Annotated in this window: 26 protein-coding genes; 14 read left to right on the top strand and 12 right to left on the bottom strand. The window is 57.4% G+C overall.

The features are described from left to right. Nucleotides 1-7 precede the first annotated feature (7 nt). The 9 genes from AB3Y40_RS12760 to AB3Y40_RS12720 form a co-directional block, all read right to left on the bottom strand. Nucleotides 8-634, bottom strand: a complete 627-nt coding sequence (locus AB3Y40_RS12760) for a glutathione S-transferase family protein (RefSeq protein WP_369439167.1) — start codon at nucleotides 632-634, stop codon at nucleotides 8-10. Further along, nucleotides 631-1,317: a hypothetical protein gene (locus tag AB3Y40_RS12755; protein ID WP_369439166.1), complete on the bottom strand. Its 687-nt coding sequence runs from the start codon at nucleotides 1,315-1,317 to the stop codon at nucleotides 631-633. Before AB3Y40_RS12755 ends, AB3Y40_RS12760 begins: the two co-directional genes overlap by 4 nt. After that, a complete protein-coding gene (locus AB3Y40_RS12750) occupies nucleotides 1,314-1,526 on the bottom strand; it encodes a hypothetical protein (RefSeq protein WP_369439165.1) in 213 nt (70 codons plus the stop codon). The genes AB3Y40_RS12755 and AB3Y40_RS12750 overlap by 4 nt, the downstream gene beginning before the upstream one ends. A gap of 49 nt (nucleotides 1,527-1,575) precedes the next feature. Then, nucleotides 1,576-3,354 carry an acyl-CoA dehydrogenase C-terminal domain-containing protein gene (locus AB3Y40_RS12745; RefSeq protein ID WP_369439164.1) on the bottom strand — a complete coding sequence of 593 codons (1,779 nt, stop codon included), beginning with the start codon at nucleotides 3,352-3,354 and terminating at the stop codon, nucleotides 1,576-1,578. A gap of 40 nt (nucleotides 3,355-3,394) precedes the next feature. After that, a complete protein-coding gene (locus AB3Y40_RS12740; protein ID WP_369439163.1) occupies nucleotides 3,395-3,796 on the bottom strand; it encodes a MerR family transcriptional regulator in 402 nt (133 codons plus the stop codon). 226 nt (nucleotides 3,797-4,022) lie between these two features. Continuing rightward, nucleotides 4,023-4,769, bottom strand: a complete 747-nt coding sequence (locus AB3Y40_RS12735) for a helix-turn-helix domain-containing protein (protein ID WP_369439162.1) — start codon at nucleotides 4,767-4,769, stop codon at nucleotides 4,023-4,025. A 15-nt stretch (nucleotides 4,770-4,784) separates the two neighbouring features. Further along, nucleotides 4,785-5,087, bottom strand: coding sequence for a putative quinol monooxygenase (locus AB3Y40_RS12730; protein WP_369439161.1), 303 nt, complete (start codon nucleotides 5,085-5,087; stop codon nucleotides 4,785-4,787). Continuing rightward, nucleotides 5,087-5,701 carry a class I SAM-dependent methyltransferase gene (locus AB3Y40_RS12725; protein WP_369439160.1) on the bottom strand — a complete coding sequence of 205 codons (615 nt, stop codon included), beginning with the start codon at nucleotides 5,699-5,701 and terminating at the stop codon, nucleotides 5,087-5,089. The genes AB3Y40_RS12730 and AB3Y40_RS12725 overlap by 1 nt, the downstream gene beginning before the upstream one ends. A gap of 90 nt (nucleotides 5,702-5,791) precedes the next feature. Continuing rightward, nucleotides 5,792-6,160, bottom strand: coding sequence for a MerR family transcriptional regulator (locus AB3Y40_RS12720; protein WP_369439159.1), 369 nt, complete (start codon nucleotides 6,158-6,160; stop codon nucleotides 5,792-5,794). Nucleotides 6,161-6,430: 270 nt separating this feature from the next. Between AB3Y40_RS12720 and AB3Y40_RS12715 the strand changes: the two genes are divergently transcribed. From AB3Y40_RS12715 to AB3Y40_RS12700, 4 genes are read left to right on the top strand one after another with little or no spacing between them, the layout of a single operon-like run. Further along, on the top strand, nucleotides 6,431-6,871 hold the full coding sequence (locus AB3Y40_RS12715; protein WP_369439158.1) for a PaaI family thioesterase: 441 nt from the start codon (nucleotides 6,431-6,433) through the stop codon (nucleotides 6,869-6,871). Next, the gene (locus tag AB3Y40_RS12710) at nucleotides 6,868-7,356 is read left to right on the top strand and encodes a PaaI family thioesterase (RefSeq protein WP_369439157.1); all 489 of its coding nucleotides are present in this window, start codon (nucleotides 6,868-6,870) and stop codon (nucleotides 7,354-7,356) included. The genes AB3Y40_RS12715 and AB3Y40_RS12710 overlap by 4 nt, the downstream gene beginning before the upstream one ends. After that, complete coding sequence (locus tag AB3Y40_RS12705) at nucleotides 7,349-8,659, top strand: MATE family efflux transporter (RefSeq protein ID WP_369439156.1); 1,311 nt, start codon at nucleotides 7,349-7,351, stop codon at nucleotides 8,657-8,659. The genes AB3Y40_RS12710 and AB3Y40_RS12705 overlap by 8 nt, the downstream gene beginning before the upstream one ends. After that, nucleotides 8,656-9,144 (top strand): hypothetical protein, encoded by a 489-nt coding sequence (locus AB3Y40_RS12700; protein WP_369439155.1) that lies wholly within the window; start codon nucleotides 8,656-8,658, stop codon nucleotides 9,142-9,144. The genes AB3Y40_RS12705 and AB3Y40_RS12700 overlap by 4 nt, the downstream gene beginning before the upstream one ends. Here the strand turns inward: AB3Y40_RS12700 and AB3Y40_RS12695 are convergent. Together AB3Y40_RS12695 and AB3Y40_RS12690 are read right to left on the bottom strand one after the other, a co-directional pair. Then, nucleotides 9,141-10,178 (bottom strand): quinone-dependent dihydroorotate dehydrogenase, encoded by a 1,038-nt coding sequence (locus AB3Y40_RS12695; protein WP_369439154.1) that lies wholly within the window; start codon nucleotides 10,176-10,178, stop codon nucleotides 9,141-9,143. The two genes, AB3Y40_RS12700 and AB3Y40_RS12695, sit on opposite strands and share 4 nt — an antisense overlap. Then, on the bottom strand, nucleotides 10,175-10,507 hold the full coding sequence (locus AB3Y40_RS12690; protein ID WP_369439153.1) for a DUF952 domain-containing protein: 333 nt from the start codon (nucleotides 10,505-10,507) through the stop codon (nucleotides 10,175-10,177). Before AB3Y40_RS12690 ends, AB3Y40_RS12695 begins: the two co-directional genes overlap by 4 nt. 154 nt (nucleotides 10,508-10,661) lie before the next feature. On the opposite strand from AB3Y40_RS12690, the gene AB3Y40_RS12685 reads away from it, so the two are divergent. Both AB3Y40_RS12685 and AB3Y40_RS12680 read left to right on the top strand, forming a co-directional pair. Then, nucleotides 10,662-12,224, top strand: a complete 1,563-nt coding sequence (locus tag AB3Y40_RS12685) for a bifunctional metallophosphatase/5'-nucleotidase (RefSeq protein ID WP_369439152.1) — start codon at nucleotides 10,662-10,664, stop codon at nucleotides 12,222-12,224. A 235-nt stretch (nucleotides 12,225-12,459) separates the two neighbouring features. After that, on the top strand, nucleotides 12,460-16,038 hold the full coding sequence (locus tag AB3Y40_RS12680; protein ID WP_369439151.1) for a hydantoinase B/oxoprolinase family protein: 3,579 nt from the start codon (nucleotides 12,460-12,462) through the stop codon (nucleotides 16,036-16,038). Nucleotides 16,039-16,206: 168 nt separating this feature from the next. Here AB3Y40_RS12680 and AB3Y40_RS12675 read toward each other — a convergent pair whose 3' ends face one another. After that, complete coding sequence (locus AB3Y40_RS12675; protein WP_369439150.1) at nucleotides 16,207-16,875, bottom strand: GntR family transcriptional regulator; 669 nt, start codon at nucleotides 16,873-16,875, stop codon at nucleotides 16,207-16,209. Nucleotides 16,876-17,005: 130 nt separating this feature from the next. Between AB3Y40_RS12675 and AB3Y40_RS12670 the strand changes: the two genes are divergently transcribed. From AB3Y40_RS12670 to AB3Y40_RS12635, 8 genes are read left to right on the top strand one after another with little or no spacing between them, the layout of a single operon-like run. Continuing rightward, entirely contained in the window at nucleotides 17,006-17,851 is an 846-nt protein-coding gene (locus AB3Y40_RS12670) for a fumarylacetoacetate hydrolase family protein (RefSeq protein WP_369439149.1), read from the top strand. A gap of 3 nt (nucleotides 17,852-17,854) precedes the next feature. Then, the gene (locus AB3Y40_RS12665) at nucleotides 17,855-19,576 is read left to right on the top strand and encodes an FAD-dependent oxidoreductase (RefSeq protein ID WP_369439148.1); all 1,722 of its coding nucleotides are present in this window, start codon (nucleotides 17,855-17,857) and stop codon (nucleotides 19,574-19,576) included. Nucleotides 19,577-19,610: 34 nt separating this feature from the next. After that, nucleotides 19,611-20,870, top strand: coding sequence for an ABC transporter substrate-binding protein (locus AB3Y40_RS12660; RefSeq protein WP_369439147.1), 1,260 nt, complete (start codon nucleotides 19,611-19,613; stop codon nucleotides 20,868-20,870). Between the two features lie 21 nt (nucleotides 20,871-20,891). Further along, nucleotides 20,892-21,611 carry an ABC transporter ATP-binding protein gene (locus tag AB3Y40_RS12655; protein ID WP_369439146.1) on the top strand — a complete coding sequence of 240 codons (720 nt, stop codon included), beginning with the start codon at nucleotides 20,892-20,894 and terminating at the stop codon, nucleotides 21,609-21,611. After that, a complete protein-coding gene (locus tag AB3Y40_RS12650; protein ID WP_369439648.1) occupies nucleotides 21,611-22,312 on the top strand; it encodes an ABC transporter ATP-binding protein in 702 nt (233 codons plus the stop codon). The genes AB3Y40_RS12655 and AB3Y40_RS12650 overlap by 1 nt, the downstream gene beginning before the upstream one ends. Continuing rightward, on the top strand, nucleotides 22,309-23,163 hold the full coding sequence (locus AB3Y40_RS12645) for a branched-chain amino acid ABC transporter permease (protein ID WP_369439145.1): 855 nt from the start codon (nucleotides 22,309-22,311) through the stop codon (nucleotides 23,161-23,163). Before AB3Y40_RS12650 ends, AB3Y40_RS12645 begins: the two co-directional genes overlap by 4 nt. After that, nucleotides 23,163-24,221 carry a branched-chain amino acid ABC transporter permease gene (locus tag AB3Y40_RS12640; RefSeq protein WP_369439144.1) on the top strand — a complete coding sequence of 353 codons (1,059 nt, stop codon included), beginning with the start codon at nucleotides 23,163-23,165 and terminating at the stop codon, nucleotides 24,219-24,221. The genes AB3Y40_RS12645 and AB3Y40_RS12640 overlap by 1 nt, the downstream gene beginning before the upstream one ends. Next, a complete protein-coding gene (locus AB3Y40_RS12635; protein ID WP_369439143.1) occupies nucleotides 24,218-25,174 on the top strand; it encodes a VOC family protein in 957 nt (318 codons plus the stop codon). The genes AB3Y40_RS12640 and AB3Y40_RS12635 overlap by 4 nt, the downstream gene beginning before the upstream one ends. The last annotated feature ends 15 nt before the right edge of the window (nucleotides 25,175-25,189 follow it).

The following is a 25,189-nucleotide window of genomic DNA, read 5'->3' as shown; positions in this document are numbered from 1 at the left end:
TCTCCTGTTAAGCGGTGCCGGGCAGCGCCCGGGGCATCAGATCGTATGGATGTTTCCAACCGGGCACGGCGGCGACGTTGTCGAGCCAGCGGTTGATATGTGGGTACGCGGTGCGTTCAAAGCCAAAGGGTTCAGGGTAATAAAGGTATGAACAGCAGGACAGGTCGGCATTGGTGATGCTGTCGCCCACGATCCAGTCGCGGCCTTCAAGGTGATCATTCAGCACGCCGTATGCGGCCTTGAGCCGCCCTTGGCTAAAGGCAATCACCTCAGCGGGGCGCTTGTCCTCTGGCAAAAAGTTCATCAGGAAACGCAGCATCCCCGCCTGCGAGCTGAGCTTGTGATTGTCCCATAGCACCCAGCGCAGCACTTCGTACTTGGCGGATTTCGGGCCGCCGAACAGGCCGGTCTTGTCTGTGATGTATTGCTGAATGGCGCCTGACTGGCTGAGCCGGACATCACCGTCTTCCAGAACCGGGGCTTCACCCATACCGTTCACGGCGCGCCATTCCGGCGTGCGCGCGGCGCCATTGAAGAAATCAACAAAGACCGGTTCCCAGTCAACGCCTGCCAGTTCCAACGCAAGGGCAGCCTTGTAGCTGTTCCCACTTTCGCCAAAGCAATGCAGCTTCATGGTTGTGTCCCCCCAATGGCAGTGATGTTGAGCGTGGTTTCCAAGATAACCTCGCCCCGTGAAAAGTTGAAAATCGCCGAGATCGGACACCAGCGGTCGCCACAGGGGCGGTCCCATTCAGCGAAATTTGTGATGTTTGGCGTGAATGCCATGGCCGGGCGTTCAACCCGGACAAGCGCGTATTCATAAGGGAACCACTGTTCCATGTAGACCGCCATGCTTTCCTGCCGATCAGCGGCAGGCGGCGCAGCCATGCGCCACTCCAATCGGCAGGTCATTCCCGTGTCGCGGGCAGAGATTTCCAGAACAGGGTGACCTTGAGCATCGACTGTGTCGATATTTCCGGTGGCCGAAAGCGCAAGACGATCGCGATCACCGGTCACTGCGGTTCCCATGAAGAATGCGTTGCTTTCATAGGCCGCAAAACCCGGAGGCATCGCATCCTCCAACGCAGCACCCTGTTCCAGCGTCAGGCAGGTGTTGCGGAACATGCGGCTGACCAGCACAAGGCCAAGTTCAGTCAATTCCGGCGATGCAGGTGTGCCAAACCGATCTACGGTCAGATCATCATAGCCCTGAACGGGCGCAAAGATGCCGACGGCCCGCGGTGTTTCACTGATCACCTGGCCCTGCACCGCAAGGGGCAGGCAAAGCAACAGTGCCGTCAGGCCAAATCGGTTCATGTCTTGCGCGCCTCCAATTCTGCGACGAACAACTTCAGCCGGTGGCCAAAGGTGTCATCATTGATCACGCTGTCGAAGTTTTCGAACAAAAACGACAGCGCCTCCCCCTCGTCCAACCCTGCATCTTTGCTGAACCTGCGGAGCCTGCGATAGCCGCCCTCTGTCATTGCAACTGGGAAACGGCGGGTTAGGCGCAGGCGCTTTGGCATCGGGGCAGGGTCCTTTGATGGTGGGTGGGCGAGTGTGCCCACCGCCACCTTAGAAATTCGCAGCCTTCAGCGCCATCACGGTTTCGGCACCTGTGTTGATGCGGGCCAGATGCATCGCCGTGGCGGGCAATTGCCGTTGCATGTAGTAACGCCCCGTTGCCAGCTTGGTTTCATAAAATTCGATGTCGGTCGCGCCGTTTTCCAGCGCTTCCATTGCGGCCTTCGCCATGCGGGCCCACATCAGGCCAAGGCAGACATGGCCCATCATGTGCATGAAGTCATAGGAGCCTGACAACGCGTTATTGGGATTCTTCATGCCGTTCTGCATAAAGTACATTCCCGCCGCTTGCAGGTCTTTGGACGCAGCTTTCAGGGGGTCCAGGAATTCCGTTTTCAGCGCCTCATTGGCTTCGTTTTCCTTGATGAACGTCTTCACCATTTCAAAGAACGCCATGACATGCTTGCCGCCGTCCTGCGCAAGCTTGCGGCCTACCAGATCAAGTGCTTGCACGCCGTTGGCACCCTCGTAGATCATGGCGATCCGGGCGTCGCGGGCGAACTGGGACATGCCCCACTCCTCGATATAGCCGTGGCCGCCATAAACCTGCTGGGCTGCAACCGCGTATTCAAAGCCCTTGTCGGTCTGGAACCCCTTGATGACCGGGGTCAACAAGGAAATCAGGCCCTCGGCATCGTCATCGTCGTTTTTGTGTGCCCGGTCGATCAGGGATGCACCCCAGAACGTGAAGGCGCGCGCACCTTCCACAAAGGATTTCTGGTCCATCAGGTTGCGGCGAATGTCAGGATGCACAATCAGAGGATCGGCAGGACCATCGGGGTTTTTTGCCCCCGTCACATCGCGCCCTTGCAGACGGTCGTTGGCATAGATCACCGCGTTCTGATGGGCGGCTTCCGCCTGGGCATAGCCCTGCAGGCCAACGCCCAGCCGCGCCTCGTTCATCATGACGAACATCGCGCGCATGCCTTTGTGCTCTTCGCCGATCAGATAGCCGGTCGCCTCGTCATAGTTCATCACGCATGTCGAATTGCCGTGGATACCCATCTTTTCTTCGATCTTGCCCACGGACACGCCGTTGCGCGCGCCAAGATTACCGGCGTCATCGTGCAGGATTTTCGGCACGATAAAAAGCGACACACCTTTGATGCCTTCCGGCCCGCCGGGTATCTTTGCCAGTACCAGATGGATCACATTGTCAGCCATGTCGTGGTCGCCAGCCGAGATAAAGATCTTCTGACCGCTGACCTTGAAGGTACCGTCGTCCTGTGGTTCTGCCTTGGTCCGCATCAGCCCCAGATCAGTGCCGCAATGCGGTTCTGTCAGGTTCATGGTGCCGGTCCACTCGCAATTGGCCAGCTTGGGGGCATAAAGCGCTTTTTGCGCATCCGACCCGTGGGCCAGAATGGCAGACAGCGCACCGTGGGTCAGGCCCTGATACATGTTGAATGCCATGTTGGCGCTGACCATCGGTTCCTGTGCAGCGGTATGCATGATGTAGGGAAGGCCCTGACCGCCAAATTCTTCAGGGATGTCCATGCCGGTCCAGCCGCCTTCGCGGATCTGGTCAAAGGCGTCTTTGAACCCTGTGGGCGTGCGCACCACACCGTTTTCCAACGTGCAGCCTTCGGTGTCGCCGATCGCGTTCAAGGGTGACAGGATTTCCGAAGACACTTTGCCGGCCTCTTCCAGCACAGCACCGGTAAAATCGGCGTCCAGATCGGCATAGCCGGGAATGTCCTGTTCGCTTACTTTCAGCAGTTCATGCAGGACGAACTGAAAGTCTTTGGTCGGTGCGGTGTAGCTTGGCATCGTGGGGGTCTCCGGTCAGTCAGGTCTGGGGCCGCAGGATTTATGCTGCGGCTGTGTTGTTTTTGGCGATTTCGGCCAGTTTTGCTTCGCCCCAAGCCATCTGGCTTTTGAGTTCGGCAATGGCTTCATCAAGCTCTGCCTTCTGGGCTTCCATGTCGGCAAGGTGTGTCTTGGCAAGTTCGTAGGATTTGCTGAGCTGTGTCAGTTGCCCGTCGTCCATGTGATACAGGTCCAGAAGTTGGCGAATTTCTTCAAGTGAAAAGCCAAACCGCTTGCCGCGCAAAATCAATTTCAATCGCGCGCGGTCACGTTTTGTGAACAGGCGCTTTTGTCCTTCGCGGATCGGGAACAGCAATTCCTTGGCTTCGTAAAAGCGCAATGTGCGTGGCGTGACCTCGAAAGCCTCGCACATCTCGCGAATATTCATTGTATCGGTCGTCATCATTTTCATCCATTCATGCCGGTGTCATGCCCGGCAGATGCGTGGTCCGAAGCAACCTTACAAGGAATGTTGACGTTGACGTAAACGGAACGTGGCGTCATTTCGGTCTTGACGAAAGGTCAGGCAAAGTGACGCTAGGTCACGCGCAACAAAATAAGAGGGAAAAACCCGCGTTTTTCCCCGTCCAATGCGCTTTGGGTGGTGATTCCGATACAGGACTGCGTGGCTACGAACTGCCCCGGCAGGCACTCGGCGACTTGCCAAAGTGCCCCCGAAAGGCGGCGTGGAATGCTGAAAGAGATTGATAACCGACCGCCAAGGCGATCTGCGTGACCGACTGGTCCGTCATCGTCAGCTCTTCGTGGGCGCGGATCATCCGCATCTGACGCAGCACCTGTCCCCAAGGTTGGCCCAGCTCTTCGGCGAAACGGCGGGCCAGCGATCGTTCCGACAAGCCTGCGACGGCGGCCGCATCCGCAAATGTGAGGTCGTCCGCCAAATTCTCTTCGGTCCACGCGATGGCACGGGTCAGATGCGCAGAGCGGCCCAATGGCACCATGCCCGGGAAAGGAGTGGCGGAGAGTGACCAGCAAACCGTTTGCAACGTGTCAAACAACTGGTCGGCCATTGCAGGTCGGTTCAGGGTGTCTTCGCCCCAATCGCCGCAGGCCAGCACCAATTCTCTGGCAAGGGGCGTCATTTCGAACACTGCCAAAGGTTGCGGCGGGGTAGGAACCTTGGCCGGATCAAAGAGCGCGGAACAGGCCGAAAGCGTGTGGCGCATGCTGATCCAGATCGGCGTATCCGCAGCGATCAAGGCCGCGCGGGCAGGCGGCAATGACCAACTAAGCCCATTGTGTTCCAGCCGCATCGTGCCCGCACGCGCGTATAACAGATAATGCCGACCGATCTGAAACGCCGTGCGTGGGGTCGGTGGAAAGTCCTGATTCAGCGTAAAGGCAAAGGGCGGCATAGACCCAGCCTGACGTCAGCGCGCAGTTTCGACAAGTGTCGCCTCAAAGCGGCGGCTGACCGGCGGACCCTTCATCATGGGGCGCAGAACTGAACCGATCTTGGCGAAATGATCGGAACCAAGGTAGGCGGCAAGCGCATCCGGTCCGTCCCATTCATGCATCAGGCCGACGTGTGTGGCGTCGCCATGATTGGCAAAAACGCGGAAGGCAAGACAGCCCGGCACCGCGCCGGTGGCGGTTGCACCGTCTGCTGACAGTACCTCTAGCGCGCGGGGCTGATCGGCGGGGGCAACGTGAAAATCAACGATGGCAATCATCAAGGCAGGGCTCTTTCTGGTTTTTCAAGGATATAGCCAAAGCTCGTCCGGCTAGGCGGTCCGGCATCAAAACTGTGCAGATGACGCAGGCGAAGACCGGCGGCCTCGGCCCAAGACATCACATCGGGGGCGGCGTACCAGCGGTGCCGCCAGCGCAGCCAGATGAACCATTGGCACCAATGTGGCCTGCTGACGATCAGCGCGAGCGTCCCACCAGGACGAATGAGCGCCGCAAGAGTTTGCATGGCGGTACTGGGGTCTGCGCAATGCTCGATCACATGGCTCGCAAGTATCAGATCAAACCCACTGGGGTCTGTGAAATCTTCAAGCAGCGCGGTCACTGGTCTTGCAAAGGGTAGTCTCTGTGTCGCCGCATCCAGCATCGTAGCAGAAGGATCAACCAAGGTGACATCACGTGGGCAGGTCGCCTGCGTCAGATAGGCTGCCGTCAACCCTCCTGTGCCCGCACCCATGTCGCACAGCCGCGTAACCGGGCGGCGGGGCAGGTGGGACAGAAATCCCCGGTAGGCCGCCAGATAGCCCAATTTGCGCATCTTGGCATCCCACTTGGGCGCTGCATTGTCATAGGCATGTGTCAGATCTGTGTGTGTCATGGCAGCTCCTTTCAGGTGAAAGGTGTCAGGTCATGCCACGGAGCGCATCCGTTTGGGGGTCAGATCATTGCTTGAAACGGCCAACCTGTCCTAGCCAAGCGATTTCGCCGTCTCATCCCGCAGCCGCTTGAGCTCTGCCATTGTCTCATCAAGCTGTTTGCGCTGCTCTTCGAGCTCTGCCATCTGACGGTCTGCCAACTCGATCCAGCGCTGCATCTGCGCGTTGGTGCCTTCGTTTTCATAGACCAGCAGCCATTGGCGGATATCTTCAAGCGCAAACCCAAACCGCCGTCCGCGCAAGATCAGGGTCATACGCGCCAATTCCTTTGGGCCATAGAACCGCGATCTGCCCTGCTTTTCGGGCTGCAGCAGTTCGATGTATTCATAGTACCGCAAGGTGCGCGGCGTGACATCGAACTTGGCGCACATTTCTTTGAACGTCAGTCGGATTTCGGACATTGGTACACTCCAATACTGGAAACTTAGCCCGACACAGTATTCAGGGCAACGCGGTCAGTTCAAAAATCCGTATGCAAGAAAACAAAGGCGATTTGTCACCTTCCGAAAGAGTTGCGCCACGATCAAACGGTTCACACGGTGCGGGCCAAGGTGGCGGGGCATTGTGACGATTTGGACCTGGGGCTTACGTCTTCGAATTTTGCGTAATTGCAAAAATTCAACTTGCCCCCATGCTGGCAAGGGACAATTTTGCGACCAAAGGAATCCGCCGTGACAGACACATCACCACCTGATCGCAACGCCATCGTGCGCCAATTCATCGGCGCTTTGCCACATTCCCGTGCGCTGGGGATGGAACTGTCATTGGTCCGCGATGGCGAGGCAACGATCAGCATGGCCTATGATCCCCGTTTTGTTGGCGACCCGGAAACCGGGGTCATTCATGGTGGGGCCGTGTCCGCGCTGATGGATACCTGTGGTGGGGCTGCGGTGATGTCGCACCCTGCTGCACCGGCCAGCACAGCCACGCTTGATCTGCGGATCGACTACATGCGGCCCGCCACACCGGGACAGCGGATCACGGCCAAGGCGGTCTGTTACCACGTCACCCGCTCTGTCGCATTTGTACGCGCAACGGCGATGGACGAAGACACCGCGCGCCCGGTAGCAACCGCAACAGGCGCCTTCACGGTTGAAGGGGGTACTGCATGATCCGCAAACCTGAACCCGTGCAACTGGTCAAATCGCGGCGCGATGCGGCACTTGATCAGATCGTCGGTGGCGTGCCCTACATCCAGTTTTTGGGCATTAAGTTCGACCGGCGCGGGGATGAGCTGACAGGCGTGCTGCCCTTTGCCGACACGCATATTGGCAATGCCATGATCCCCGCGATCCACGGCGGCGTGACAGCAGCCTTCCTAGAAGTCACCGCGATTATCGAGCTGAGCTGGGTCGCCATGTGGGATGACATGGAACAGGGTGCGACGGATCTTGCGGACCGCAGCCTGCCCAAGACTATTGATTTCACAGTTGACTACCTCCGCGCTGGGCTGCCGCGGGATGCTTACGCCCGCGCACGGGTGAACCGTTTCGGGCGACGTTATGCCAGTGTCCATGTAGAGGCGTGGCAGGACAACCGAAGCCGACTTTTTGCGCAGGCCACAGGGCATTTTTTGATGCCGCCACGTGATGGCTGACAGAGGTGTCACCCATCGCCGTGTCTTGCATCTGGCGATCCCGATTGTGCTTTCGAACGCAACAGTGCCGATCCTTGGGGTCGTGGACACGGGCGTCGTCGGGCAAATGGGCGATCCGGCAGCGATTGGTGCCGTGGGGATCGGTGCCATCATCCTGACTGCGTTTTACTGGATCTTTGGCTTTCTGCGGATGGGCACCGCCGGTTTGACGGCACAGGCAGCGGGGGCAGAAGACGGGGCCGAAGTCGCCGCCCTCTTGTCGCGGTCTTTGTTGATTGGCTTTGCCGCAGGGCTGGTCATGATCCTGGGGCAGGTGCCGTTGTTCTGGCTGGCCTTTCAGGTTTCCCCCGCCAGTGGTGAGGTCGAAACGCTGGCGCGCGACTACATGGCAATCCGGGTCTGGTCGGCGCCTGCGACCATCGGGCTTTACGGCATTATCGGCTGGCTTATCGCGCAGGAACGCACGCGCGGCGTCTTTGCCATTCAGGTGCTGATGAACGGCACCAATATCGTGCTTGATCTGTGGTTTGTCCTTGGGCTTGGCTGGGGTGTTGCAGGCGTCGGTTGGGCCACTTTTCTGGCGGAATGGAGCGGCCTTTTGCTGGGCCTCTGGCTGTGCCGTGACGCCTTTGCAAGCCCTGCTTGGCGCGACATGCCACGGGTGTTTGATGCGGCGCGATTGCGCAACATGGCCGTGGTCAATTCCGATATTCTGGTCCGTTCTGTTCTGCTGCAGGCGATCTTTGTCAGCTTTCTGTTCTTTGGTGCCGACTTTGGTGACGTCAGTCTGGCCGCCAATCAGATCTTGCTGCAGTTCCTGCACGTCACGGCCTATGCGTTGGACGGGTTCGCGGCCGCTGCGGAATCCCTGGTCGGACAAGCCTTGGGCGCGCGCAACGCGGCCCGGTTGCGACGCGGGGCGCTGCTGACCAGCCTTTGGGGCGCTGGCATTTGCGCGACGCTAGCCCTTTGCTTTGCACTCGCAGGCGGTACGATCATCGACATCATGACGATCTCACCCGAGGTTCAGCAGGCCGCGCGCAGCTATCTACCCTATATGGTTGCGGCCCCGATTGTCGGTGTTGCAGCCTGGATGTTTGACGGCATTTTCATCGGTGCCACGCGCACCGCGGACATGCGCAACATGATGATCCTGTCCGCCATTGCATATTTTGCCGCTGTCATTCCGCTGATGGCGGTCTATGGCAATCACGGGCTCTGGCTGGGGCTATTGTTCAGTTTTGTGGTGCGCGGCGTGACCTTGGGGTGGAAGTACCCGGGGCTCGAAAGGTCTGCAGCATGAATTGGGCGTGGAACCCTGATGAAGGCAAGATCGTCACCTTGGGTGACGGGCCCGCGGCGACACTGGTGCGCCCGGCGATGGACCGCGATCAGAACTACAAACCCGCCTTTATTGTCCTGCAAGAGGCTGACTTTGCAGTTGCATTCAGCCTGTCGCGGGTCAGGTCCATGCCGGTCGACCCAAACGGCACGGGATATTCTGTCTTGCCGGACGGCCGCTTGGTCGTGGCACCCGGCAGTATCACGGCGGCCCATATCCTGTTCCCATTCCGCAACGCGCCACCCGTGAAGAGGTTTGAAACACTCGCGCAGCAACGCCGCCATCTGTTGGCGCTCTCGCAGGTCATCGCCATCCTCCCGCAAGAGGCGATCCTTCCACCGAACGTCCCGCCACGCGGGAAGGGGATTGTGGTGCGCATGCCGGTGTTTGAGAACGACTTTTGGTCGCCCTATTCGCAATTCTTGCTGGACGACCCCGACGCCTAGGTCCAGTCGCCGCGTCCGGTGCCAACCGCATCCGCAACCGTGGCGTATCCATCGCGGTCCAGCAAGTCATCCAACCCGCGTGCAATCTTTCCGGCCAGTGATATCCCGCCGTAAACCAGCGCTGTATAAAGCTGCACCGCCGAGGCTCCGGCGCGGATTTTGGCGTAGGCCTGTTCTGCCGATCCAACACCGCCAACACCGATGATCGGCAAATCCGTCATGCCTGATAAGGCTGCCAGCACGCGGGTCGATTTCTCAAACAAGGGCTGGCCTGACAATCCGCCCGCTTCACCCTTGTGGGGGTCTTGCAGACCGTCGCGGTCCAGCGTCGTATTGCTGGCAATCAGTCCTGATATTCCCGATGCATTCGCCACCTCGGCCACGTCTGCCAATTCGTCAGGCGACAAATCTGGTGCGATCTTCAAAAAGACCGGCACACCGGTTGTATTGGCGTCGATCACGCCCGCCAGCAATGCCGCCAAGGCCGCCTTGCCCTGCAAATCGCGGAGCTTTTCGGTGTTGGGCGATGACACATTAACTGTCGCGAAATCCACATGCGGTCCGCAATGTGCGATCACCTTTGCAAAATCGCCGGCACGGTCGGCGCTTGTCTTGTTGGCCCCAAGGTTCAGCCCGACAAGGCCGCGATGCCCTTTCAGCCGTTCGCCGATGACATCCATGCCGTCATTGTTGAATCCAAAACGGTTGATCGCAGCCTGATCCTGCGTCAACCGAAACAACCTTGGCTTTGGGTTGCCGGGCTGGGGCAACGGGGTCGCGGCACCCACCTCAATGAACCCAAACGCGGTTTGCGACAAAGCAGCCAATGCGGTCGCGTTCTTGTCGAACCCGGCGGCCAACCCGACAGGGTTCGGCAAGTCCAACCCTGCGAGCGACACACGCAGTCGGTCAGAGGTCACAGGCCCGCCCTTTGGCCCCAAACCCGCGTTCAGCGCGGTCAATGCCAGCCCATGCGCGCGTTCTGGGTCAATCGACCGCAGGGCGCGCAGGCCGATCTTTTCAATCACGCTCATAGTGCCGGGAACTGATGCTTGCCTGCCACCAGCGGCAGCGGCTTCATCCAGATCACATCATCCATCCGCATTTTGCGATATAGATGCGGAAACAGCGCGCCGCCACGCGACGGTTCCCATTTCAGATCATCCCCAAGTGCATCAGCGTCCAATGCCGCCAGCACCAATCCATCAACGCCGTCAAAGTGCTTTGCTGCCGTCTCTTCGGCCTGGGCGGCGGTGGAAAAGTGGATATAGCCATCGGCCAGATCAATCGGCGCGCCAAGCGTTTCACCTGCGTCCGACAGGGCCTGCCATTCGGGCCCGCGAAATATCTTGTAAATCAGCATGGCCGCTGTCTGCCGTGTGCCTTTGGATTAATCAAGCCCGCCCGTCACAGAACTGACGTAGGGGCGCATTATGCCGATGCGGCATCTGGGTGTTTGACTCTGTCTGGGGCCACGGCCAAGCTATCGTTATTCCAATTTGGGGGAACCAAAAAACATGACATTCCGTATCCTATCAACAACCGCAGCTCTGGCCGTCATGGCGGGCACCGCGCACGCGGACTTTTCGCTGAACATTCTGCACATCAACGATCTGCACAGCCGGATTGAACCGATCAATCGGTTCGATTCGACCTGTAACGCCGAAGATAACGCCGCTGGCGAATGCTTTGGCGGCGTAGCGCGTGTCAAAACCATGATCGACCAGATGCGTGCTGAACTGGCCGATGAGAACGTCATCGTGCTGGATGCAGGCGACCAGTATCAGGGCAGCCTGATGTACACGACCTACAAGGGCGACGTGGAAATCGAGATGATGAACGCCATCGGCTTTGATGCCATGGCCGTGGGCAACCACGAGTTTGACGACGGTGACGAAGGTCTGGCCAAGCTGCCCGACGGTGTGGATTTCCCGATCATTTCTGGCAACATCGACGTCAGCCAGTCCAACATTCTGGCCGGGAAAGTCGACAACCACACTGTACTGGAAGTGGGCGGCAAGAAAATCGGTATCGTTTCGGCCTTGGCCGCTGATACGGTCGAAACCTCTTCCCCTTCGGACGCGGTGATTTTCACTGACGAGATCGAAAGCCTGCAGGCGGACGTTGATGCGCTGACCGCCGAAGGTGTCGACATCATCATCGCCCTGACCCACGTTGGCGTCACCAAGGACATGGAAATTGCCGAAGCCGTCACTGGCATCGACGCAGTGATTGGCGGACACAGCCACACGCTGTTTTCCAACACCGAAGAAGGTGCGATGGCCTATCCAACAATGGTCGGTGACACGCCGGTCGTGTCGGCCTATGCCTATTCCAAGTACGTGGGTCATCTAAAGCTCGACTTTGATGATGAAGGCAACGTGACCTCTGCAAGCGGTGATACGATCCTATTGGACGCTTCCGTGGCCGAGGACGAGGCAATCGTGGCGCGTGTGGCCGAACTGGCTGGTCCGATCGAAGAGATGAAGACCCGCGTTGTTGCCGATGCGGCTGAAATGATCGAAGGCTCACGCGACGTGTGCCGTGCGATGGAATGCCCGATGGGTAACCTTGTGGCTGATGCCATGCTGGCACGGGTTGCCGATCAGGGTGTCATGATCGCGATCCAGAACGGTGGCGGTCTGCGTGCCTCTATCGATGCGGGCGAAGTCACAATGGGCGAGGTCCTGACCGTTCTGCCGTTCCAGAACACCCTGTCCACGTTTGAAGTGACCGGCGAAGCGATTGTCGCGGCGCTTGAAAACGGCGTTGGCCAGATTGAAGAGGGCGCAGGCCGCTTCCCGCAGGTCGCCGGCATGACCTTTACCGTTGATGCAGCGGCAGAGCCGGGTTCCCGCGTGTCCGACGTCATGGTCGGCGGTGCGCCCATCGACCTCGCAAAGGTCTACGGTGTTGTGTCCAACAACTATGTCCGCAACGGCGGCGACGGCTACAGCATGTTCGAAGACGCGATGAACGCCTATGACTTCGGCCCCGATCTGGCCGATGTTACGGCAGAATTTATCGCCGAAAATGCGCCCTACACGCCATATACCGATGGTCGCATCATGATGAAGTAAGCCGATCGACGGCTTTAAACTAGGCGCTCGGGTCACAAGACCGGGGCGCCTTTTTTGTGCGCGCTGTGTGGACGCGTTGACCTGAGATGAGGACAGCCAGTGGTCACGGAGCAAGCCAAATTGCCGGTCACCAGCCCGGGTCCAGTGACTACCAAGTACCGGTCCATGAAAACGTTGGACGCTTGACCATTCTGCCCCGTTCTGGCCTGTACCAAGGCAGAACGGGAGACAGGACATGTGGCAATTCTGGGTTGATCGTGGCGGGACATTCACGGACATCGTGGCACGCACCCCGGATGGCGCGTTGGTCACGCACAAATTGCTATCGGATAACCCCGAAAGCTATGCCGATGCTGCGGTGCATGGCATTCGCACACTACTTGATCTCGGGCCGGACGACCCAATTCCGCCGGACCAAATCGGTGCCGTCAAAATGGGCACCACCGTTGCCACAAATGCCCTGCTGGAACGCAAGGGCGAACGCACGCTTCTGATGATCACCCAGGGTCAGCGGGATCTTCTGCGCATCGGCTACCAAAACCGCCCGCGGCTCTTCGATCTGAACATCGTGCTGCCCGAATTGCTTTATGCAGAAGCGGTCGAGGTCACAGAACGCCTTGCGGCTGACGGTGACATCGTCACCCCGCTGGACGAGGATGGCGCGCGTGCTGCGCTACAGGCCGCCTATGACGCGGGCACCCGGTCAGTCGCAATCGCGCTGATGCATGGCTACCGCTTTCCCGCCCATGAACAACGGCTGGGGAAAATCGCAGCCGAGATTGGCTTTCCGCAAATCTCGCTGTCTCATGCGGTCAGTCCACTGATCAAGCTCGTCTCGCGCGGGGACACCACCGTTGTCGACGCTTACCTGTCACCGATCCTGCGCCGCTATGTCGAACAGGTGGCGGGCGCGCTGAATGATAGCGCAGGCCGCGCGCCAAACCTGATGTTCATGCAATCCAATGGCGGCTTAACCGATGCGCGGCTCTTTCAGGGCAAGGATGCGATCCTGTCCGGCCCGGCTGGCGGGGTCGTCGGCATGGTGCGCACCGCGGATGAACATGGCTTTGACAGGATCATCGGCTTTGACATGGGCGGCACCAGCACCGACGTCTGTCATTTTGCCGGTGACTACGAGCGCAGCTTTGAAACCGAAGTGGCAGGTGTGCGGATGCGCGCCCCGATGATGTCGATCCATACCGTCGCTGCCGGTGGCGGCTCGATCCTGACGTTCCGCGATGGCCGGATGCAGGTGGGCCCTGAAAGTGCCGGTGCCAATCCCGGTCCTGCGGCCTATGGCCGGGGCGGTCCGTTAACAGTGACTGACTGCAACGTGCTTTTGGGTAAACTTCAGCCTGATGTTTTCCCTGCGGTTTTTGGCCCGCATGGTGATCAGCCACTTTCTGCATCAGTTGTGCATGATGCGTTTCAGTCACTTAACGCCGACATTGGTGGTGATAAAAAAATTGAGGAAACCGCCGAAGGTTTTTTGCGGATCGCGGTCGAGAACATGGCCAATGCCATCAAAAAGATCAGCGTCCAGCGCGGCTATGACGTCACCAAATACGCGCTCAATTGTTTTGGCGGGGCGGGAGGGCAACATGCCTGCCTTGTCGCTGATGCCCTTGGAATGTCTACTATTTTCATCCATCCTTTTGCCGGGGTTCTGTCTGCCTTTGGCATGGGGCTGGCCGATATCCGGGCAATCCGTGAACACCAGTTCGGACAACGGATCGACGCGGTTGCAGCCGCGCAAAAGGTGTTGAAAGACCTGTCCAATCAAGCCGTTTCCGAGGTTCAAGGCCAAGGCATTCCGTCCGCCGCAGTCGCGGTTAACCAAATCGCGCACATCCGCACCAACGGCGCGCATCAAACGCTTGAAGTTCCCTTTGATACACCCGCTGCGATGGCCGCCGCCTTCAAAGATGCTCACTTGCAACGCTTTGGTTTTGCGCCGGTTTTTGATCACCTGATCATTGATCTCTTGACGGCAGAGGCCGTGGGCTCAACCGGTGGAACCGTCACGCTGGACGCCGCTGCTACAGCGCCGCGCGACGATCAAACCGTGCAGATGTTCACCAACGGCGCATGGCGCGATGTCCCACTTGTTGATCGCAACGCTTTGAAAACGGGCGACAACGTTGCAGGCCCTGCGATCATCACGGAACCCACAGGCACCAACGTGATCGAACCCGGCTGGGCTGCTGAATGTGCCGCAGGCGGCAATCTGATCCTGCGCCGTGCCGTAGCCCTGAAACGGCAAGAGGCGATTGGGACCTCCGTTGATCCGGTCATGCTCGAGGTGTTCAACAACCTCTTTATGTCCATTGCCGATCAGATGGGGGCCACGCTGGCCAACACCGCCTATTCGGTCAACATCAAGGAAAGATACGACTTTTCTTGTGCGATTTTTGACCAAAACGGTGATCTAGTTGCCAATGCCCCGCATGTGCCTGTGCACCTTGGGTCGATGTCCGAAAGCGTCCGCACCGTGTTGCGCGAAAACGCAGGCACCGTGCGCCCCGGTGACGTTTTCATGATGAACAACCCCTACAATGGCGGCACACATCTGCCTGACGTCACCGTCATCACTCCTGTCTTTGACGCAAGTGGCCAGACCATCATTTATACCGTCGCCAGCCGCGGCCATCACGCCGATATCGGTGGCAAAACACCCGGCTCTGCGCCGCCCGACAGCACCCATATCGAAGAAGAGGGTGTGCTGATTGATAACTTCCTTCTGGTTGATCAAGGCACATTGCGTGATGCCGAAACCCGCGCCCTTCTGTCGGGTGCAAAATACCACTGTCGTAACATCCCCGAAAACATGGCTGACCTCGCAGCTCAGGTTGCGGCCAATGCGACGGGCGTCCGTGAACTCCTTAAAATCACAGAACAATTCGGGCTGGATACTGTCCACGCCTACATGGGTCACGTGCAGGACAATGCCGAGGAATCCGTGCGCCGCGTGCTGGATGTTCTGCATGACAGCACTTTCACCTATCCTCTTGATAGCGGGGCGAAAATTCAGGTCGCTGTGACCGTGGACAAGGTGGCGCGCAAGGCAACCATCGACTTTACGGGCACCTCGCCTCAAGACCGTTTGAACTACAACGCACCCCGCGCGATCTGTCGCGCTGTGGTACTTTATGTCTTCCGAACCCTCGTTGGCAGCGACATTCCAATGAACGAAGGCTGCCTGAAACCGCTTGATCTGGTGATCCCAGAAGGTTCAATGATCAACCCGTCGTTTCCTGCTGCGGTCATCTCGGGCAACACAGAGGTCAGCCAGGCGATTGCCGATACGCTTTTCGGCGCACTAGGGGTGATCGCGGGCAGCCAAGGGACGATGAACAACTTTGTCTACGGCAACGATCGCTATCAGAACTATGAAACGATTTGCGGCGGAACAGGCGCGGGACCAGATTTTGACGGAACCAGCGCCGTGCACAGCCACATGACCAATACCCGTATGACGGACCCGGAAGTGCTGGAAACCCGGTTTCCTGTGCGGGTAGAGGAATTTTCGATCCGCCATGGATCTGGCGGGGCAGGTCGGTACGCTGGCGGTGATGGAATTGCCCGCAAACTGCGCTTTTTGGAGCCGATGACAGTGACGACATTGTCCTCTCATCGCGAAACTGCCCCGCATGGCATGGCTGGCGGCCAGCCGGGAAAAACCGGTGAAAACAGTGTACAGCGCGCAGATGGTTCGGTCGAAGCATTGCGTGGAAACGATGAAACCGAAGTGCAACCCGGCGATATCTTTATCCTGAAGTCCCCAGGCGGGGGCGGCTTTGGCGAAGAGACTTAGAGGTGGGGAAAGGACCTGTCTTCTCGGATTGAGAGTTGGACGTAAATACAATCAAAACAGATGCTTGTGGTTTCAAGGTGTCAACTGGCTGCGCGGGCGCAATGTGCGAGTACTACCAACGCCATTTCGCGGTTTCATATAGAATAGACCCAGTTTAGGCCGCGTGGCCTAGTCAGTCAGGTTCTGAAGAACAATTTGCGCGGTTCGTTCAATGTGACGTTTAATCAACAGATCAGTTTGTGGCGCGTCACGATTGATCGCCGCATCGCAGATTTGACGATGTTCAAGGGCAACATCGCGCTCGCTAAGGTCCAAGGGCACGGAAATTTGCCTGTAGCGCTCTGATTGTTCGTAAAGCATGCGCCGCATCCGCAGCATCCAAGAATTATCGCACCCCTTCGCAAGGGCATCGTGAAAATCGTAGTGTTTGCGTGTCCAGTCCGCGCTAATCTTATCTTCGCCGTCGATCAGCATCGGCAAACGAGAAAGCGCATGATGCGCGGCAAGGACCTGCCCCTCCCATTCCACACCGGCGAATTCAATCGCCATCCGGACACAGAGTGCTTCGATATAGGTGCGGCTGGCGGTGAGTTCTCTGAGGTCCTTTGCCGAGATCGGGGCTGCGCGAAACCCCTTTTGAGGTTCTGCAACCACAAGGCCGTCAGCGGTGAGGCGGGACAAGGCTTCGCGAACTGATCCGGCGGAAAACCCGTAGATGTCGCACATTTCGGCGATCCGGATCTTCGCCTCGGGGGCGATTTCGCAAGATATGATGGCATCGCGCAGCGTTTCATATGCGCGTTCGAGTTGGCTTATACGATGGGCCTTTGAAGTCATGTTTTTGTCTTTTTAGCGCTAACGCCCCAGCACTACAGAATTCCATCTTAGGCAGCAATAAAAAAACTTATTGACAAAAAAAGTTTTTTTGCAAAAAAAAGATGTAATTCAGAATACGGGAGGGAATGACGTGAGATTCGTTAGGTATGAACTTGGCAATGCGGTTGGGCTCGGGCTTGAGCAGGATGGCGTGCTTCGGGGGTTGCCAGTTGGTGAGCTGCCGTTTTCGACGCTTGAAGCTGCGTTGCAGGCCGATCAGATCGAGGCACTGGCAAAGGCCCTTTCGCCTGCGCCAGAGGTGGACGTTGAGTTAATCACTTATCTTCCGCCCCTGCAGCGGCCGGGCAAGATCATTTGCGTTGGTTTGAACTACGCCGACCACACCATCGAAAGTAAGTATGAACAGCCGGACTATCCAACGTTGTTCAATCGCTTTTCGACGTCGTTGATTGGCCATGGGCAATCCTTGGTAAAGCCATCCTTTTCAAACTCTTTCGACTTTGAAGGAGAGATGGTGGCCGTCATCGGTAAACCGGGGCGCAGCATTTCCAAGGCTGATGCCCTTAGCCACGTCGCGGGTTATTCGGTATTCAACGACGGGTCGGTGCGCGAATATCAGTTCAAGGCGCCGCAATGGACGGTCGGCAAAAACTTTGACGACACAGGGGCATTCGGTCCGGCATTTGTCACGGCCGATGAACTGCCATCGGGTGGCACGGGCCTTAAGATCGAAACCCGCCTTAACGGTGAGGTGATGCAAAGTGCGACGACCTCGGACATGATCTTTTCGGTCGCGGACTGCATCCACATCATTTCTGAGGCCATCACCCTAGAGGCGGGAGACATTATTGTTTCGGGAACGCCCGCTGGGATCGGTTGGGCACGTGATCCGAAAGTTCTGATGCAACAGGGCGACGTTTGCGAAGTAGAGGTCGAGGGGATCGGCCTGCTACGCAATCCCGTGGTGGAGGTCTAGCCCATGGCACGATTTGAAACAGAGGTGCTGATTATCGGTTCCGGCCCAGCCGGATTGTCATCGGCGGCTTTGCTTTCGACCTACGGTGTTTCGAATATCGTGGTCGAAAAATACGGCTGGCTGGCGGACACACCGCGCGCCCATATCACCAACCAAGCCACGATGGAGGTGTTTCGCGACCTTGGCATTGAAGGTGCCGCGCTGAAACATGCCACGGGTCAGGGCGAGATGGCCAACAATACCTTTTGTTATTCACTGGCAGGGGAAGAGTTTGGTCGGGTTCTTTCTTGGGGCAATCATCCTGCACGAAAGGCGGATTATGACCTCGCCAGCCCATGCAGCATGTGTGACCTTCCACAAACCTATCTTGAACCAATGCTCTTGGAATGCGCCGGCCAGCGCGGCAGTAAGATCATGTTCAATAGTGAATATGTGTCACTGGTGCAGGATGAGGACGGTGTCACCGCCACGATCAAGGATCGCCTGAATGGCGAGACTTTTGAAATCCGTGCGAAGTATATGATCGGCGCGGACGGTGCGCGCTCAAAGGTTGTTGACGACCTTGGCTTGCCGCTGGATGGCGAAATGGGGCTGTCGGGCTCTATGAACATTCTGTTCGATGCCGATCTGTCCAAATATGCCGCGCATCGCCCATCGGTTCTGTATTGGATCCTGCAACCTGGCGCCCAGATCGGTGGCATTGGCGCAGGGGTGATCCGCATGGTGCGCCCATGGAATGAATGGCTGGCGATCTGGGGTTACGACATTTCCGAAGGGGAAATGAAGCTGTCCGAGGAGGAGGCCATCAAAATCGTCCATCAATTGGTTGGTGACGATACGATTGATGTAAAGGTGCGGTCTACATCGACCTGGACCGTCAATGAAATGTGGGCGACGCAAATTTCGAAAGGTCGCGTGTTCTGCATGGGTGATGCGATCCACCGCCACCCGCCTTTGAATGGGCTCGGCTCTAACACTTCTATCCAGGATGCGCAGAATTTGGCTTGGAAACTGGCTGCGGTGCTCAAGGGGCAGGCAGGTAAGGCTTTGTTGAACAGTTACCAGGATGAGCGTGCGCCTGTTGCCGAAAAGATCGTCAAGCGGGCCAACAAGTCTATCGGTGACTATCCACCAATCTTTGAAGCGCTTGGTCTGATCGGCTCTGATGATCCGACTGCCGCCATCGAAAGCCGCAAAGATGCGACCGCGCAAGGCGCTTCACGACGCGAGAGCCTTTATAAGGCGATCCGTCAGAAGAATTATGAATTCAACTGCCACGGTGTCGAGCTGAACAATCGCTATCGCTCGCATGCCGTGGTTAGCGATGGATCACCCGAGCCTGAGTACACACGCGACCCGGAACTTTATTACCACGCGACGACATGGCCGGGCGCACGCTTGCCGCATGTTTGGCTGAACAGGAATGGCGAGAAGGTCTCTTCCAAGGATCTTGCGGGTAAAGGCCAGTTCACCCTTTTGACCGGCATCGGCGGAGAGGTCTGGATCGAGGCTGCAAAGGCCGTGGGTATTGAGGCTCTCACGATCGGGCCGGAAGGCTGCGACGCCTATGACATTTTCGCAGATTGGTATCACGCCAGCGAGATCTCAGAGGAGGGCTGCGTTCTTGTGCGGCCAGACGGTTACGTCGGATGGCGATCAGCCGGAATGCCAGAAAATGCCAGGGAAATACTTGGGGAGATCATCGGCCACATACTGGCCAGATAGCCCCGGCGTTCCGGGGAAACAGGGAGGAAAATTAATGATTACACGGCGCAATCTGCTTAAAACCACGGCTGCGGCTACCACGCTATTGGCAGCCCCTGCGATCGCGAGGGGCACCAAGATCAAGTTGGGCTATGTCAGCCCGCAAACGGGGCCGTTGGCCGCGTTCTCGGAAAGTGATGATTTCAATATCAATCTGTTCTTGGGCAGCAATGCGGGACAAGATTTTGAAGTAATTGTCAAAGACAGCCAATCCAATCCCAACCGCGCGGCTGAGGTGGCGCAGGAATTGATCGTGGAAGACGAAGTTGACCTGATGTTGGTCGGCTCAACGCCTGAAACGACCAACCCGGTTACCACAACCTGTGAGTTGGAAGGCGTCGCGTGTATCTCGACTTTGGCGCCATGGCAGCCCTGGTTTATTGGCCAACAAGGCAACCCCGGCGATCCGGGCTCTTGGACGCCGTTCGACTTTTCGTTTCACTATTTCTGGGGGCTGGAAGATATCATTTCGGTCTTCACATCCATGTGGAACCAGCTTGAAACGAACAAACGTGTCGGTGGTTTGTTTCCAAATGATGCGGATGGCAACGCTTGGGGGGATCCCAACATTGGCGTGCGGCCGGGGTTTGACGCCGCGGGTTTCAGCCTGTTGGATCCGGGACGTTTCCAGAACCTTACGGATGATTTTTCGGCACAGATCAACGCCTTTAAGGCGGACGGATCGGACATTGTAACTGGGGTCATTATTCCACCGGATTTCACGACGTTCTGGAACCAATCCAAACAGCAGGGCTTTGCCCCCAAGATTGTCACGGTCGCCAAGGCGATCCTGTTCCCGCCAACCGTCGAAGCCTTGGGCGATGCGGGGCACAACCTATCGTCTGAGGTGTGGTGGACACCCACACATCCGTTCTCTTCTTCCGTTTCGGGGCAATCTGCTGCGGATCTGGCGGCGGCATATACGGCCCAGACGGGTCGATCGTGGACCCAGCCGATTGGCTTTGTGCATTCGCTGTTTGAAATGGCGGCTGATGTCATGGGGCGCACAGCATCTGTTGGTGATGGCGAAGCAACCGCGCAGGCGATTGCCGCGACGAAACTGTCATCCGTGATCGGAGATATCGAATGGAACGGGGTCGGTGTGCCGCCATTTGCGCAAGCCAACGTCACGAAATCCAAACTGACGGGCGGTCAATGGCGCCGTTCTGAAGATGGGTCTTTCGATCTTGTCGTTGTCGAAAACAGCCAAGCGCCGGAAGTCCCAAAAGGTGGAGTTCTGGAAGCGCTGGGCTAAAGACAAAAAAGAGGGCGCGCCATGCCAATTCTACAGCTTTGCGATGTGAAGAAGTCATTTGGCGCGCTCACCGTAGCCAATGGCATCTGCTTTGATGTGCCCAAGGGCCAGGCGCTTGGCGTCATTGGCCCGAACGGGGCAGGCAAATCGACTCTGTTCAACCTGATCAACGGCAACATCCGCGCCGACAGTGGAACTGTCGTTTTCAAGGACCGGGACGTCACGACTTGGCCGCCCAGTCAAAGAGTGCGGGCAGGCATTGGGCGCAGCTTTCAAATTCCGCAGCCCTTTGGGTCGTTAACCGTCTTTGAAAACCTCCTCGCGGCGGCCTCTTTTGGGCGCAACCTGCCAGAGCAGGACGTTGCCGAAAGGTGCTTTCAGATTCTTGAAGCGACAGAGCTTTTGCCCGTCGCCAACGATGCGGCGGGGGGGCTGTCGTTGCTACATCGCAAGCGCCTTGAGATGGCCCGGGCGATGGCAACGGATCCTGATTTGTTGTTGCTGGATGAAATTGCGGGCGGGCTGACAGAAGGCGAATGTGCGGCATTGATCGACACCATTCGCACCGTGCACGCAACCGGAACTACCATCATCTGGATTGAACACGTTTTGCACGCCCTGACCGCTGTCGTCGAAGAGCTGCTGGTGCTGGATTTTGGTAAGGTGATTGGCCATGGCGACCCTGAAGAGATCATGGCCAGCGCCGCGGTGCGCGAAATCTATCTGGGGATTGATGCGTGATGCTGAAAACAGCGGGACTTGAGGCCAGTTACGGTGATTTTCGCGCGCTTTTTGGCGTTGATATCACGGTCAAGCCGGGCCAGATCGTGGCGATTATCGGCGCCAATGGTGCTGGCAAAACGACATTGATGCGCTCGATTGCGGGTGTTTTGAAAAACGCACCGGCGCAGGTCCAGTTTCGCGGGCAGTCGATCGGTGATCTGCCCGCCGATGTGATTATGCGGCGCGGAATTGCCATGGTGCCTGAGGGGCGCAGGTTGTTTCCGTCGCTTTCCGTCGAAGAAAACCTTTTGATCGGGGCCGACAAACAGCAAGGGAATGGGCCATGGAACCTGGCGAGCATCTACCAGTTGTTTCCCATCCTGAAGGAGTTCCGCAGTCGGCCGGCAACCGCATTGTCGGGTGGGCAGCAACAGATGGTCGCCATTGGCCGCGCTTTGATGTCCAACCCCGATCTGATCCTGTTTGACGAGATCAGCCTTGGCCTTGCACCCATTGTCGTCAAAGAAATCTATGCCGCGATGCCAAAGATACTCTCGAACGAAACTTGCGCCATCGTGGTGGAACAGGACGTCACCCTGGCGACGTCAATCGCATCCTATGTCTATTGCATGATCGAGGGGCGCATTTCGCTAGAGGGGCCGCCTGACAAGCTCAGCCGAGAGGACATCAACAACGCATATTTCGGAGCCGTCATATGATGTGGGTCGATACCATTGTCCAAGGCGTTCTTTTGGGCGGGCTTTATGCGCTATTTGCCGCGGGGCTGTCCCTGATCTTCGGGATAATGCGCCTTGTAAACCTTGCCCATGGTGATCTGATCATTTGTGCGGGCTACATTATTCTGATGGGCGTGACGGTTCTGGGGTTGAACCCATTTCTTGCCGCATTGATCGCGGCGCCCGTGATGTTTGTGGCAGGGTGGGTGTTGCAACGTGGTGTTTTGAACCGCGTGCTGGGCACCGATATTCTGCCGCCGTTGCTGGTGACATTCGGCTTGTCCGTTGTTTTGCAAAACCTCATGCAGGAAACCTTTTCTGCGGATAGCAAACGCATTCCCGGTGGGGCGCTTGAAACGCAATCCTTGGATATCGGGGTGTCGACAGTTGGAGTGTTGCCTTTGATGACATTCGGATCCGCGATTGTCGTCATCGTTGTGCTAAACTGGGTGTTCTACCACACGGTCATTGGACGCGCTTTCCGGGCTGTTGCTGATGACCCCACAACGGCCCAACTGATGGGCGTGAAACCCAACAACATCTTTGCCATTGCGACGGGGCTGGCGTTGGTCGTTGTCACAATTGCGGCGCTCTACCTTGGCATGCGCGCCAACTTTGACCCCACAATCGGCCCAGCACGCCTGCTTTATGCTTTTGAGGCTGTGATTATCGGCGGCCTTGGTAGCCTTTGGGGCACCTTGTTAGGCGGGGTCATAATCGGCGTGGCGCAAACACTGGGCGCAGCCATAAATCCTGAATGGCAGATTTTGTCCGGCCACCTGGCGTTCTTGCTGGTGCTTCTCATTCGACCAAAAGGACTCTTGCCGAAATAATGATGACTTCGATGCGCATTCAAACTTCAACCCGTACAAGCCGCACTTTTGTGGCGCTTGCGGTATGTGTCGTAATCCTAGCGATCTTGCTGCCTGCATTTGCGTCGCGCGGCATGATCAAGGATATGTTTCTGATCCTCACTTTGCTGTCGCTCGCACAGTGCTGGAACCTGCTCGCAGGGTACGGAGGGCTTGTCTCTGTTGGACAGCAGGCCTTTGTGGGTCTTGGGGCCTATACGCTTTTTGCAAGCGTAAGTTTGGCGGGCATTGACCCTTTATTCGCGATCCTGATTGGGGGACTGGCCGCATTGGTGATTGCCATTCCAAGCGGGTTCTTCCTGTTTCGGCTGGATGGTGCATATTTTGCCATCGGTTCATGGGTCATCGCCGAGGTGATCCGTTTGCTGGTGTCCCAATGGAAGGCATTGGGCGGGGGCACGGGAACATCGCTGCCACGCGACGTGGTACGCAATATGGCCGGGACGGAATGGATCCAAACCGTCTTTGGCGTAAGTGCCTCGGCCGCGCGCGATATCCTGCTTTATTGGATTGCCTTGGCGATGGCGGTGATCTTTATCGCGGTTGTCTATGTGATGCTGCGTAAACGCATAGGATTGGGCCTGAGCGCGGTGCGCGACAATGTAGATGCCGCCAAATCTGTTGGCATCAACGCCGTTGCGATGAAGTGGATGACCTATCTGATCGCGGCCTTCGGAACGGGAATTGTTGGCGCCTTGATCTTTCTGCAAAAGGCTCGGATTTCCCCAGACTCAGCCTTTAGCGTCACCGACTGGACGGCGTTTGTGATCTTTGTCGTGGTTATTGGTGGCATCGGCACGATCGAGGGCCCCATTATCGGTGTTATGGTCTTCTTTGTTTTGCGCGCTCTGCTTGCGGACTTTGGCACATGGTATCTGGTCGCCCTTGGGCTTGCCGGGGTCGCGGTGATGGTCTTTGCAAGGCAGGGCATTTGGGGGCTCTTGCAACAGCGATCTGGTCTCGTGTTGTTCCCGATCCAGCGACGTTTGATCCTCAATCATGAAAGGACAGAAACTTGACTGCAATTGGTGGAAAGATCGGCGTGAACAAACGCCCCGGTGAACTGGGTGTGCATTCCATGGACACATTCAACATGGCGGTGCCTGACCTTAAGGTGGCTGAGGAGTTTTATACGTCTTTTGGTCTGGACGTGCGCGAAGAGGGGAATGGGCTTGGCCTTTACACCTTCGGATCAGAACAACGCTGGGCTTCTCTGAACGAAGGGGCCCGTAAGAAGCTGAATTTTCTGAGTTTCGGCGTCTTTGAAGAGGATTTTGAACCGATCAAACTCCGTGCAGAAGCCGAGGGTGTGAAGCTGATGGACCCGCCGCAGGGCTTTGATAGCAACGGGATATGGTTTCGGGATCACAATGGGGTCACGATCGAGGTCAAGGTCGCCGAGAAATCGTCCCCCGACGCGAAGTCAGAGTTCTCTATGCTGAGTGCAACGCCCGGCACGATGGGATCGATGCAGCGTTCCAAAGTTGCGCAGGTGCGACCCCACCGCCTTGCGCATGTCCTGATCTTTACCGCCGATGTCCCCAAAGCAATCCAGTTTTATGCCCGCGTTTTGGGTTTGCGGCTTTCGGATCGGTCCGGCGACGGCATTTGTTTCATGCATGGTATCCACGGGTCAGATCACCACTTGGTTGCCTTTGCTAAGTCATCGGCACCGGGGTTGCATCACTGTTCATGGGATGTCCCTTCGATCAACGATATCGGAAAAGGGGCCATGCAGATGGCAGACAAAGGATACAGTGACGGGTGGGGGCTTGGCCGGCACGTTCTTGGGTCGAATTACTTCCACTACGTCAGGGATCCATGGGGCAGCTATTCCGAGTACTCGTCAGATATCGACTATATTCCACTGGATTGTGACTGGGACAGCGGGGATTACCCGCCAGAGGATTCGATTTACCTTTGGGGGCCAGAGCTGCCGAGTGATTTCATTGTGAACCATGAAGCGGAATAACCGTTGGATTGATTG

Origin of the sequence: Yoonia sp. R2331 (assembly GCF_041103235.1) — a bacterium.
Taxonomy (GTDB): Bacteria; Pseudomonadota; Alphaproteobacteria; order Rhodobacterales; family Rhodobacteraceae; genus CANMYO01.
This window is presented reverse-complemented; position numbering and strand designations above follow the sequence as displayed.